General features: G+C 55.3%; 10 protein-coding genes and 1 other RNA gene. 7 read left to right on the forward strand and 4 right to left on the reverse strand.

What is annotated here, in order from left to right:
- Positions 1-20: 20 nt before the first annotated feature.
- A complete protein-coding gene (locus tag GP473_RS02185; RefSeq protein WP_186277055.1) occupies positions 21-1,895 on the reverse strand; it encodes an AbgT family transporter in 1,875 nt (624 codons plus the stop codon).
- A gap of 241 nt (positions 1,896-2,136) precedes the next feature.
- Here GP473_RS02185 and ftsE point away from each other — a divergent pair, with 241 nt between their 5' ends.
- The 5 genes from ftsE to ssrA all read left to right on the forward strand — a co-directional run bounded on the left by ftsE (position 2,137) and on the right by ssrA (position 5,853).
- A complete protein-coding gene (ftsE, locus tag GP473_RS02190; protein ID WP_185769203.1) occupies positions 2,137-2,826 on the forward strand; it encodes a cell division ATP-binding protein FtsE in 690 nt (229 codons plus the stop codon).
- Between the two features lie 2 nt (positions 2,827-2,828).
- Positions 2,829-3,731: a permease-like cell division protein FtsX gene (ftsX, locus tag GP473_RS02195; RefSeq protein WP_185769204.1), complete on the forward strand. Its 903-nt coding sequence runs from the start codon at positions 2,829-2,831 to the stop codon at positions 3,729-3,731.
- Between the two features lie 90 nt (positions 3,732-3,821).
- Positions 3,822-4,367, forward strand: coding sequence for an SsrA-binding protein SmpB (gene smpB / locus GP473_RS02200; protein WP_185769205.1), 546 nt, complete (start codon positions 3,822-3,824; stop codon positions 4,365-4,367).
- 332 nt (positions 4,368-4,699) lie between these two features.
- On the forward strand, positions 4,700-5,431 hold the full coding sequence (locus tag GP473_RS02205) for a hypothetical protein (RefSeq protein ID WP_222104962.1): 732 nt from the start codon (positions 4,700-4,702) through the stop codon (positions 5,429-5,431).
- A gap of 45 nt (positions 5,432-5,476) precedes the next feature.
- Positions 5,477-5,853, forward strand: a transfer-messenger RNA (tmRNA) gene (ssrA, locus tag GP473_RS02210).
- A 208-nt stretch (positions 5,854-6,061) separates the two neighbouring features.
- Here ssrA and GP473_RS09435 read toward each other — a convergent pair.
- Together GP473_RS09435 and GP473_RS02220 are read right to left on the reverse strand one after the other, a co-directional pair.
- Positions 6,062-7,279, reverse strand: coding sequence for a TatD family hydrolase (locus GP473_RS09435; protein ID WP_186277057.1), 1,218 nt, complete (start codon positions 7,277-7,279; stop codon positions 6,062-6,064).
- A gap of 13 nt (positions 7,280-7,292) precedes the next feature.
- Positions 7,293-8,054, reverse strand: a complete 762-nt coding sequence (locus GP473_RS02220; RefSeq protein ID WP_185769208.1) for a tRNA threonylcarbamoyladenosine dehydratase — start codon at positions 8,052-8,054, stop codon at positions 7,293-7,295.
- Between the two features lie 22 nt (positions 8,055-8,076).
- Here GP473_RS02220 and GP473_RS02225 point away from each other — a divergent pair, with 22 nt between their 5' ends.
- Positions 8,077-8,982 (forward strand): lysoplasmalogenase, encoded by a 906-nt coding sequence (locus GP473_RS02225; RefSeq protein ID WP_222104963.1) that lies wholly within the window; start codon positions 8,077-8,079, stop codon positions 8,980-8,982.
- A gap of 236 nt (positions 8,983-9,218) precedes the next feature.
- Entirely contained in the window at positions 9,219-10,526 is a 1,308-nt protein-coding gene (locus tag GP473_RS02230; protein ID WP_186277059.1) for a glycosyltransferase 87 family protein, read from the forward strand.
- Here the strand turns inward: GP473_RS02230 and GP473_RS02235 are convergent.
- The gene (locus GP473_RS02235; protein ID WP_186277060.1) at positions 10,523-12,016 is read right to left on the reverse strand and encodes a glutamate-cysteine ligase family protein; all 1,494 of its coding nucleotides are present in this window, start codon (positions 12,014-12,016) and stop codon (positions 10,523-10,525) included. The two genes, GP473_RS02230 and GP473_RS02235, sit on opposite strands and share 4 nt — an antisense overlap.
- Between the last annotated feature and the right edge of the window lie 98 nt (positions 12,017-12,114).

Here is a 12,114-nt window from a genome sequence, read left to right on the forward strand (position 1 = left end):
ATGGGGGTGGGGTTCAGGAATCAGCCCCCAAGGTTGTAGTCCATTGGGGTACCTGGGCCGAGCGGCAGGCCGATGGCCCACCACAGGCAGAACAGTAGGAACCAGCCGATTAGCATGGTGATGGAGTACGGCAAAGCCAGGGACATCAGCGTTCCAATACCTGCCTTGGAGTAGTAGCGCTGAAGGAAGGTAAGCGCCAGTGCAAAGTATGGGGACATGGGGGTGATGATGTTGGATGGGGAATCGCCGATGCGGAATAGCATCTGCGTGACCTCAGGGGAGATACCGACGTACATGAACATGGGCACAACCACCGGGGCCATGAGCGCCCACTGAGCGGATCCAGAGGTGATCAGCAAGTTGATGATGGCAACCAGGAGGACGAAGGCGCCAAACAACACGAGGGGTGGCAGGTTCCACTGGGTGAGTAGTTCTGCGCCCTTAATGGCTGTCCAGTTGCCTAGGTTGGTCCAGGTGAACCAAGCGAGGAACTGGGAGACGGCGAAGAAGAGCACCATCATTGGCAGCAGTGTTTTCAGGCCTTTGGCCATCATGTCGGGGATGTCAGAGGGAGACTTAATGGTTCCCGCGATCACGCCGTAAATCAGACCCATAAAGAAGAAGGACAGCGCGATCGGAACGGCCACGGCCTTAATCAGTGGGGATTCCATGACAGCTCCGCCTTCACCTTGCAGTGGGGAACCGGAGACGAACATCAACGCAAAATAGAGGCCGAGCATGATAATGAGTGCAAGCCCCGTGATGCTGAGGGCGCGAATTTCCTTTGGCTCGAGCGCAAGGGATTCTTCTAGTTCCTCTTGGGTTTGTTCATTGTCGTGGATTTGTTCACCGGCGGCTCCACTGTTTCCTTGGGTAGTCGAGCTCATCGAGCCGCTCGAGTTAGCAGAGCTGCTGGCGTCTTGTTCATCGAGGAAGGTCTCGGCTGAGTCGGTGTTGGAGTCGGCTGCAGATGTTTTTTCGACATCTGAGGCTTTGGAAAAGGTCAGGTGCTCGTAATTAAGATCATCGTGGTCCACCAGCTCACGGACTTTTTTGTTCATGAACAGTTCGGTGACCAGGGTGATAATCAGTGCTAGGCCGATGGAGGAGAAGACGACGAAGAAGTAGTTGGCCAGCGGGGAGACTTCGTATTCGCTGTCGATGATGTGCGCAGCGGTGGTGGATATTCCTCCCAGGAGTACGTCTGTGATGTTGAGTACGAGGGATGCGTTGAAGCCAGCAGAGGAGGCAGCGAAAGCCACCATTGCTCCGACGATGGGGGAGCGACCCACGGCGCGGAATGCCATGGCTCCTAGTGGAATAAGGATCACGTACACAGCGTCAGAGGCCACAGAGCCGGTGACTCCGGCGATGGCGACGACGAAGGTTAGTGAGCGAGGGCCCACTTTGGATACGAGTCCGCGGACAGCGGCACTGATCAGGCCGGAATGCTCCGCGACCGCAACACCGAGCATGACTGTGATGATGAGTCCAAGCGCGGGGAAGGTGACGTAGTTTTCCACAGCGTTGGAGACCATGTAGCTGATGCCCTCGCTGCTCAGCAGGTTTTTCACCACGATGTCCTTGCCACCAGCTGGATCTTCGGCGTGCATTCCAGCCATGTTGCCGATCCAGGAGGTGACAGTAACGAGGCCTCCGATGATGACGAAGAGCCAGAATGGGTCTGGCAGTTTGTTGCCGATGCGTTCAACTGCACCGAGGAAGCCTGTGGCGTGTTCCTTGGTGGCCGCGTCGTCTTTTTTATTTTCAGTGCCGTTATTGCCAGTGCGTGTATCTGGTTGCGCCTGGGTTTCCTTACCCCGTTGCGCGTGGGTTTGTTTGTTTGGTTTCGTGTCAGAGTGCTTGTCTGGTTCTTTGGTTGGTGTGTTACTCATGCGATCTTATTGTTTTGCTCGTTGTCATGGTCTTGACTGTCATCCGACGCCAACGTGTGACACCAGACGAGCCTGAAGGCGCAAGACGGCGGTTGACTCCTCGGTAGCGGTGTCTCGGCCGGTGCGTCTTGAGGCGCGTGGTGTACGAGGCTACCGGATTTCTATATGGGATGTGTCACATAAGTCACATAGATCTACTTACGTTTCTTCTGTCACGTCAGTTTCGCTAGACTGGCTCCCTGTGATCACATTCGACAAGGTTTCTAAGAGCTACCGGACCTCCACCCGGCCGGCGCTGGACAACATTTCTGTGAAGATTGACAAGGGCGAATTCGTTTTTCTCATCGGCCCTTCCGGCTCCGGCAAGTCAACCTTCCTACAGCTGATGCTGCGGGAAGAACAACTGGATTCTGGTGATTTGTACGTTGCTGATTACCACGTCAATAAACTGCGCCAGCGTGATGTGCCCAAGCTGCGTCAGCGAATTGGATACGTCTTCCAAGACTTTCGGTTACTACAGAAGAAAAACGTCTTCGATAACGTGGCCTTTGCCCTCGAAGTGATTGGCAAGAAGCGCTCGGATATTGACAAGCTGGTTCCCCAAGTACTCAAAACCGTGGGCTTGGAAGGTAAAGAAAATCGCTTCCCACACGAGCTCTCTGGCGGTGAACAGCAGCGTGTGGCTATCGCCCGTGCGTCGGTAAACCGCCCTCTGGTTCTCCTCGCGGACGAGCCAACTGGCAATCTTGACCCGGATACCAGCTCCGAGATTATGTTGCTGCTCAACCGCATTAACCAAAATGGAACGACCGTAGTGATGTCCACCCACGACAATGTGGCAGTGGACTCGATGCGCAAACGCGTGATCGAGCTTTCCAAAGGCAAACTGATCCGCGATGATGCGCATGGCGTGTATGGAGTGGGGCGGTAATCATGAGGACCAATTTTGTTTTCCGTGAAGCCTTCACGGGCTTAACACGTAACGCCACGATGACCATCGCGATGATCATTACTACGGCGATTTCTCTCGCGTTGCTGTCCACCGGTTTCTTGCTCACACAGATGACTGAGCGCACCAAGGACATCTACATTGACCGCATTGAGGTCATGGTTCAGATGGATGACAATGTGTCTAAGAATGACCAGGATTGCTCATCCAAGGAGTGCGCCGCCGTGATGCAGAAGCTGCAGGATGACGATTCTGTGACGTCGGTAACCTACCGTAACAAGGCGCAGTCCTATGAGCGCTTTGTGGAACTATTCCGTGATTCTGATCCGCGTTTGGTGGAGCAGACCAGCAAGGATGCTTTCCCGGCCGCCCTGCATGTGCGTTTAAAGGATCCGACGAAAACTCAGGCAATTGACAACATCCGCGAGGATCCCGGCGTGATGAACGTGGTGGATCAGGGTGACGATCTGCAGGCGGCAACACGCAATTTGGATTCCGTGCGTAACGCTGCGTTCCTGGTGGCGGCTATTCAAGCCGTGGCCGCTATCTTCCTCATCGTGAACATGGTTCAGATCACCGCCTTCTCTCGGCGCAATGAGATCTCCATCATGCGCATGGTGGGTGCGACCCGGTGGTACACGCAGGCTCCATTCGTTTTGGAGGCTGTCATAGCTGCCACGATCGGCGCCATTTTTGCGGTGTTGGGAATGCTTGCTGGCAAGAGTTTGGTTGCCGATAATGCTCTGAAATCTCTCTACGACGCCAACTTGATCGCCCGTATCACCACTGCGGACATCTGGCTAGTTGCTCCGTTCATGGTGCTTATTGGTGCGGTTGTCGCTGCTATTACTGCTCAGGTGACGTTACGTTGGTACGTCAAGAGCTAAGTAGTGGGATGAACGTGAGCTAAGTAGTGGGGATGAACGTGGTAGCGTGACCACTCACTATAAAGTCCGCCTGATAAGGTCGATGGCATCATGGCGAAAAAGAGCACGCCGGTAGACTCCGGCAAATCCAAGGGAAAAGGCAAGAGTAAGGCCAAGTCCGCGAAGGGGCCTGGCCAACTTGTCGTCGCCACCAACCGAAAAGCTCGCCACGACTATCACATCGTGGAGACCATAGAGTGCGGTGTTGTGCTGGTGGGAACCGAGGTGAAAGCTCTCCGCGAAGGCAAAGCTAGCCTCGTGGATGCATATGCAACCATCGATGAGGGCGAAGTGTGGCTACGGGGTCTTCACATCCCGGAATACTCAATGGGACACTGGACAAACCATTCTCCGCGGCGGGTGCGCAAACTGTTGCTGCATCGCCGTGAAATTGATTCTCTGCTGGGTAAGGTACGCGACGGCAACTCGACCCTCGTCCCGCTGCAATTGTATTTTGTCGCTGGCCGTCTGAAAGTGGAGCTTGCATTGGCTCGCGGTAAACAAGATTACGACAAGCGCCAGGACATCAAACGCCGTACAGAAGAGCGCGAAATTTCCCGCGAACTAGGGCGCCGAATTAAGGGGATTAACGCCTAGCTGTGAGGCTGACAGGACCTTGAAACTATAGGCACTGTTGTTAGCCTGTAAGCGTGAAGAGTGAACGAACGTTTACCACGGGCGAATGCGAGCGATGGGCACTTGATCATCCCGTATATGGCCTCATTGAGGTGTATGTCGGCACTCCCGAACAGCTGAGGCATGTCGATGCAGGTTTTCCGCAGCAAAGTTCACAAGGTAGCGGAAGAAAACAAAAACAGCACACTGCAGATGAACCCGAGCGCGGGGGCTCATTCACAGCGTCTTCGACGAAGCGTCTTCCCGCGACATTCTCTCAGTACCGTGCGCTGAGAAAACGAGAATTGCTCGTGATGCAGCAGAGGGTTGTCATCGCGCGTAGACGTTCGCTGGAAAGCGTGAAGATTGTTCTGAAGAAGGATCCAGAACCGCTCGAGGAGAGCAGGTATGACTTTGCTCTGGCGGTTAGCGCACCCTATCTCCAGATCATCTCCGGTGGTGTCAATGCGTGGATAAGAGAAATGTGGGTGAAAGTTCAAGGAACAGTCATCCAGATTGATGCTCCGCGGGGAAGTAAAGCGGAAAAGCGACAGAGGGCGATGGAAGACTCCCCGTATAAGCGGTGGCTCTATCCCTTGGCCGCTGGGATGGGCAAAGGTGGCTGGGCTTTCTTTTGCATCGTGCTTCTTCCATTCCTCGGGAAGGTAATGCAGCCGGTGACTGACTGGCTAGCGCAGTTCATTCCCGATTGGCACATCAACATCCCGTGGCCGGATATCAAACTGCCGCAGATCTTCTTCCCCGAGATTCATCTTCCTTCCATCCCATGGCCTGACTGGAGCGCGCCCGGTTGGCTGATCTTTCTCTTGGATTACACCAAGGTGTGGATGCCTATTGTTGTTGGTTTGTGGCTGGGGATCGTGGCGGTGCGCAATGCTCATCGTTCTCGGCAGGAGACGCTCCGCGAAGAGCGTCAGCGCCTCGTCAGCGCGTTCGCTGCACGGCTTGAACAGCTTGAAGGTAATGGGCGTGGATCAGCTGATGCAGGAGGGGAAGGAGTGGCGCTGAAAAAGAGAAAAGAGTAAGCTGAGTTTTCCTGCTGACATGCGTTTCCGCAGCAGGTAAAGCTAGGGGTCGATTTGGTTTCGACTTCGTGCATTGAGCCAGGGGAAGCGTGCCGGTGAAGGCGATCGACCACCGTAAGCGTCGACGTAACTCTATAAGCGCCGAGAACACTCAGCGCGACTACGCCCTCGCTGCCTAATTACAGCGACCGCGTGTCTGTCGGCCTAGGACCGTCCCACTCCTAGAATCCGGCATCGACTTTTGGGACTTGCCGCACGGCCGGGTTGCTCGGGCCAGGCGGGACACTTTAGAGCAACTGGGCTCATCGTCCGGACTCGTTCGCAAGATCCGGAGAGCCGAGTAGAGATCACCGCGAACTGCGCACGGAGAAGCCCTGGCGAGGTCGCGAAGGACCCGGGTTCAATTCCCGGCGGCTCCACCAGATAGAAACCCCGTTCGTACGCGGACGGGGTTTCTCGCGTGATCGCTAGTTGTTGCAGTGTTCGAATAAAACCCAGAGCATCAGAAGCTGACACTAAAGGACGCTCAATGGACTATTTTTGGACTATTTTCCCGAAAAATTCACACTGCATTTCGCTAGCTATGTGCAGGAACAATATTCGGTGCCGAGCGCTCGCCCCTAGAAATACTTATGCCGTTTGGGGGTAGTTACCCTGAGCATAGAGGCGCTGTTGGTTGTGGAGGATCGACGCCACCACCTCCTTACCCCGAATGTTCTGTAGTTTGCACACGATGCCATTCACAGTGGAAATCAGTTTCTGTGCGTGAAATTCCGCAAGTTCCTCAGTGATCTTGTACGAATCTTTCGCAGTGACCGTGTCGGTATTTTCTGCAGTGGCACTTCCGGAGTTTTCTGGGGACGTTGGTGAGGCAGAGTATGAATACTGGTAGGAACACTGGGAAGGGATGACAGGGCTTTCGGGGAGGTCTGTCTCAATGAGCAGGCGCTCAGCGGGAATCTGCCGGGCGTAGGCTCGCCCACGCTTTGTTGCAAGCATGCGGTGATTGACAGAGATGTATCCACCTAATGCAATGAACCGAGTGAGCTCATCACTCGTCCCGGAAAACCAGTGAATGATCGGTGCCACGTTGTATCTGCCAATGCGCAGCTCTTCCAGAATGTCAATGACCGCTGAGCTCGCGCGAACAGCATGTGTGGAGAGAACATAGGGAACATGGGGAGCAGATGAGCAGTTCGAAGGGCTATGTTTCCTGCTGGAGATGTGGTCGGCGGTGTCCCCGAACGGAGGGTGGTGCCGTTTTGCCCTATCAGAGACCTCTCGAGCCATAGCATAGTGTGTTGCATCCGCACCCCGAACTTCACCAGCCGCTGCACAGACTTCCGTGACGATGGTGCGGAAGACGTGTGTTTGGAGTTCCGCGCTGGCTTGTTCAAGCCTGCGCGGGGCAAAGTCGAGTCCAATTTCGCCGATGAAGCGCGTACTACGCAACTGTGAGCGGAAGACGGCCAGTTCGGCGTCGGCTTGCTTACGCGAGGTGATGTACCACGGGTGGAATCCAAGTGACCACAGAGGCAATCTGCGCCCGGGAGCTGCCAGCTGCTCCGCCTCGTGGATTAATACAACATAGTCGGAGGGGGTGAGGGTTTGTGCCACAACGTTGACGGGCTGTTCGAGGTCACCAGCGCCGTCTGCGTTGTGTGGTGCTGGGGCAGCACTGTGCGTCGATGGGTTAGCACTCTGCGCCGATGGTGCGGCATAATGCGTTGATGATGCACCGGTGCGTGCGTACGGTGCAGCACTGTGCGTCGATAATGCGTCAAGGAAGGCCGCCCTCAGCGGCTGGTTAGATAGAAAATCAAAGTGATAGTGAGTGTCCAGCAGCACAAAATCACCCCCTTTATGCTCTACGTGGACGGTAACGCGGTGGAGTGGGAATAGATTCAAAGCCGGCCAGACGGCGGATGACTAACCCAGCCATCATCTTGCCCATGATCGGTGGCATATAGCTCATCGACCCCAACGTCTCACCCTTGGACATCGCGCCGGGAGCTTTGTCCACCTTGAACGCTACTTCGGTGGAAAACAGAACCTCCAGGCCTCGGATTCCCCGACGTTTGCACTCATGCCGGATGTCTCGAGATAAAGGGCAATTCAGGGTCTTTTCAATTTTCGCGAATTTCAGGAGCGTGGGGTCAAGCCGGTTCGCTGCCCCCATCGAGGATAGGAGAGGTATGTTCTGTTGAGCACACCACTGGGCGACGGCCAGTTTTTGGGATACGGTGTCGATGCAATCCAGCACGTAGTGAGGTCGTGGGAACTCTTCCAACACGGTGCCCACATCTTCCTTGGTGAGGTACATTTGGGCGGCAGTGACCTGACAGTCGGGGTTAATGTCTGCGATGATGCGCTCCATCACTTCGGCTTTGGGCTGCCCCAGGGTGGACATATACGCAACGGCTTGGCGGTTGATGTTGGATTCTTCAACCGTGTCTCGATCCACAACGATGAGGTTGCCCACACCTCCGCGAGCAAGCGCCTCAGCGCATGCGGATCCCACTCCACCGAGTCCTAACACCATGACGGTGGAAGAGGCCAGTTTGTCTAAGCCGTCGTCTTTCAACAGCAGACGTAGCCTGGCAAGCCTTTCACTATGAGTCACGGACGGTAACCCTTTCTGCTCGATGGTGGTTGGCACGCTCAAGATCGATGCGGACGTCCTGACCTCCGCACCGTTTAACCATTATAAAAATGCGTCTCACTGGCTAATTACTCTGTTCTTCTTCGCACCGGGTCGAGTGGCCGTATGGTGGTCTGCAATGAATACGCACAGTACACCGAACATGCACGGCACCTCGCATGAGCACAGCTCACAGAACACACACGTCACGCCGGATACCCACGGTTCGTACGACACGCAGGGGACACTCAGTGCTTCTACTCGGCTCTCCCTCGGTGTGTTTGTCCTGGTATCCGTGATTCACCTCATCAACCAGCTATTCTCCGGCGAAGGCCTCATTGATACGGTGACGCAAATATGCCTGATGGCTGTACTCGCAGTGGTGCTCATAGCAGCCACCCGTGATCTCACGCCGCGTCCACGTGTGGTCACATATACCCTTATTTCGTTGTTCTTCTCCTGGTTGGGAGATACCGTTCCGCGCTTCCTCGAGGGTGACGCTAGTTTTATGGCCATGATCGGTGGCTTCTTTGTCGCCCAGGTTTTCTATGCTGTGGCTTTTTGGCCGTACCGTGGTGCGTCGTTGCTGCGTCGTCCGACTTTCCTCCTTCCTTATGCGGGAGCCGCGATTGTTGTGGTGGGAGTGTGTTGGTCCGGCGCGGGAGCGTTGTTACCCGCTGTGATTGCCTATGTGTTGGTGATCCTCACTATGGCTATTCTCGCTTCGGGTCTGGGGCGTATCGCCACGTTGGGTGGTGTTCTTTTTCTTCTCTCTGACTCCCTCATTGCCTTTCGTTCTTTTACCGACGCCACCCTTCCCACCCACGGTTTCCTGGTCATGCTCACGTACATCCTTGGCCAGGGATTGTTGGTGTGGGCAGTCATCCGTACAGCAAAAGACCAGAGTTGAGGAAGTAGGGAGGCCAGAGTTGAGGAAGTAAGGGCGAATCTCCAGTACCGAACTCTCGGCACGGAAAAGCGACTGTGAGGTTTGGCACGGATACTCAGGAATGTGGTGCGCGGTATCCGGGGATATGGCACTCAGGAACGTGGTGTGTGGTGTCCGGGGATATGGTTTCGGCAGGGTGACTGTGAAGATCAGCACAGATCCAGGCGCTGCCGCATAAACAGGCATATAGTGTGGGGATGCAGCGCACCAGCACATCTGCCTCCTCCAGGAAGATCCCAGGGCTCTGCGGAGTACTCGTGGGTCTGACAGCGCTCGCCGTGTACATCGTTGTCACTCTGCTTCAGCCGGACAACCTCCACAAGAAGAGCAGCAATCTTTTCCACTGGCCGGTGGACTTCCGCGTCTATTACGAAGCCGCTAAGGCTCTCAACTCCGGGGAGAACCTTTACGACGGGAACTTCGTAGGTAACTTGCCCTTCACCTATCCGCCATTTGCAGGGGTGCTTTTCCGGCCTTTGACCGTCACTGATCCGCATCCGATGGCTGTTGTGTGGCAGGTATGTTCAGCTCTGGTGCTGCTAGCGGTCATCATTGGAGTGCTGCGTGAAAGGCGTTATTCTTGGGGGCCTGGGCTGTTCGCTGTCGCCTTCCTGTCATGGGTGGCGTCGCTTAATCTCGGTTCCGTGTTCGGCACATTCTATTGGGGACAGATCAACATCTTCCTCATGGGGCTGATCGCGTTGGACTTCTTACGCGGGCCACGTTCGCTAGGACGGGGGATTTTCAGCGGTCTCGCTGCGGGTATCAAACTCACCCCGAGCTTTTTCCTCATTCCTCTGCTTGTGGAACGGCGCTGGTTTGCCGCCGTGACCATGACTGTCACGACGCTCGCAACGGTTACTGTGGGATGGATTGTCGTCCCCGATGCTCGGTCTTTCTGGACGGAGAAGGTGCTGGAAACCGATCGCATTGGCACAGTGAGTAATCCCGGGGCACAGTCCCTAGCAATCGTTCTCGAGCGCCTAGGTGTGGAGCATCATCAGCTTTGGTGGGCGATCAGTTCCGCATTGATCGTGGCCGTGTTTTGTCTCGCGGTCCGTGGTGCTCTGCGCTATGGCAATCGCTCCATGGTCTTTGCTCTTGGCGGTGTGGTGGCGTGTGTGATCTCACCCTTTAGTTGGTACCATCACTGGGTTTTCATTGCGCCGCTGTTTGTGGTGTTTGTAGATTCGATTGTCACGGCTTTCTCTCACGTCAGTGAACGTCTTACTCGTAGAGGGCGCGGAGCTGGGAAAGTAGCGTGGTGCATTGATCAGTGCGTAGGTCTCGCGACCGTCGCTGTGTGCGGTGTGATGTTCCTGCCGTTTTCTGCACCAGTCGCTTGGGAACCAACGAGTTTCCGGATTCAAGGCCGGGCAGACGAGCCCATCATGGCAGGTCTCATGATCTATACCGCCATCAGCTTCGTAGTACTTGTGGCGGTTATCTACGGTGTGCGGGAACTCGTCGACCGTAGGCGCGGTGCCACCCCCACCGCAGCCTAATCCGTGAACGTGACTGGCCACGTGTGGACTGGTGCGCCGGTGGCCTGCAATTCTAAATAGCGACGCAGAACTTTCGCGATAGCTGCTCGGCGCTCTTGAGAAGCTGGATGGGTAGCGGAGCCTCCGGCGGCGCTCAGTGCTTTGAGCTGCCAGATAGCGCCATTTTGGTGAGCGAGGGTGCGTCCCTCAATGATCTCCATGTAATTTTCGATGAGGTCCCGACGCACACCCAGCATGAGCAAGCCTTTTTGTGCATCGTTGATGAGATGGTCCGTGATGAGATCCTTCACTCGAATACGGCCGAGTGTTGGCCAACTGATCATGGCGTTCAAGCCGTCACGGGCACCCGCGTTGAAGTTCTTTTCCGCTTCTTCGAATGACATACGGGACCACACGGGGCGGGTTTGCTCACTGAAGTATTTGACCAGCCCGTAGTAGAAAGCCGCATCGGCAATGATGTCTGCGGGAGTTGGACCAGCAGGCAGCAAACGATTTTCAACGCGGATGTGGGACAACTCGGTATGGGGATCGTAGATTGGTCGGTTCCAGCGCCAAATCGTTCCGTTTTGCAGATTGAGATAGTGCAGAGCTGGGCTCTCACCAGTCATGAGTGGTGTGCCAGAATCTACGCGATCCTCTGGCAAGAGAGGGGAGAAGTAACGGACGTTTTCCTCAAAAAGATCGAAGACACTAGTAATCCAGCGCTCGCCGAACCATACTCGTGGCCGTACCCCTTGGTTCACGAGTTCCACAGTGCGGGTATCGATGGCCTGGGAGAACAAGGGAATACGCGACTCGTGCCACGTTCGATAGCCAGCGAAGAGAGGTGAGTTTGCGGCAATTGCCGCTTGAACTCCTGCAATTGCTTGGGAGGCATTCCATGCATCCGCAAAACGATTCGGCGCGATCTGCAGGTGCAACTGCATCGATGTGCATGCGGATTCGGGAGCAATGTCCTCAAAGTCCTCGTGGTAGTGCTCTTCGCGAGCAATATCGATACGTACCAATTCTCCGCGAGCCTCCATAATGGAGTTGCTCAGTGCGCGGTAGCGGTTTTCCTTTGTCATCCATTCTGGATCGCGCAGAAATTCGGTTGTCAGTGACGGCAAAGTCCCGATCATGGCTACGTGTGCGCCAACTTTTCCAGCAGCGACCCGGACCGCTGCAAGGCGTTCTTCGAGCTCCTGTTGCATGATGTCCAGACCTTCACCAGCTATGGACTGAGGTGGGAGATTGAGCTCGACATTAAAGGCGCCGATTTCAGACTGGTAGTCATCAGATAATTCGGACAGAACCTCCTCACCGCAACATAGGGGCTGCATATCGTCACCAACCAAGTTCAGTTCCAGTTCGAGACCAATGGTGCCTTCGTCTACGAACTCTGCGTGCTGAAGGTGATGATCGAACAATTCAAGGTCGCGGAGCAGTCGGTTGCGATAACGCGTGCGCTGCTGAGGAGTGTAGCTATCTGAAGAAACTGCGTCGCCCATAGTTCTCCAGCGTAGTGAACGTTAAGCAGTCGGGTGAGGAAAGCTGTACAGCAGCTCCAAACTAGGTGTCGGAGACTGATCCGATGAGCTATCCAGCC

The organism is Corynebacterium anserum, from assembly GCF_014262665.1.
In the GTDB taxonomy this organism is placed as follows: Bacteria; Actinomycetota; Actinomycetes; order Mycobacteriales; family Mycobacteriaceae; genus Corynebacterium; species Corynebacterium anserum.

Excerpts from the sequence above, each read along its gene's own strand:
- GP473_RS02205 (WP_222104962.1), top strand. The coding sequence starts at position 4,700 with ATGCAGCAGAGGGTTGTCATCGCGCGTAGACGTTCGCTGGAAAGCGTG.
- GP473_RS02185 (WP_186277055.1), bottom strand. The coding sequence starts at position 1,895 with ATGAGTAACACACCAACCAAAGAACCAGACAAGCACTCTGACACGAAA.
- GP473_RS02235 (WP_186277060.1), bottom strand. The coding sequence starts at position 12,016 with ATGGGCGACGCAGTTTCTTCAGATAGCTACACTCCTCAGCAGCGCACG.
- ftsX (WP_185769204.1), top strand. The coding sequence starts at position 2,829 with ATGAGGACCAATTTTGTTTTCCGTGAAGCCTTCACGGGCTTAACACGT.
- GP473_RS02225 (WP_222104963.1), top strand. The coding sequence starts at position 8,077 with ATGGTGGTTGGCACGCTCAAGATCGATGCGGACGTCCTGACCTCCGCA.
- smpB (WP_185769205.1), top strand. The coding sequence starts at position 3,822 with ATGGCGAAAAAGAGCACGCCGGTAGACTCCGGCAAATCCAAGGGAAAA.
- GP473_RS02230 (WP_186277059.1), top strand. The coding sequence starts at position 9,219 with ATGCAGCGCACCAGCACATCTGCCTCCTCCAGGAAGATCCCAGGGCTC.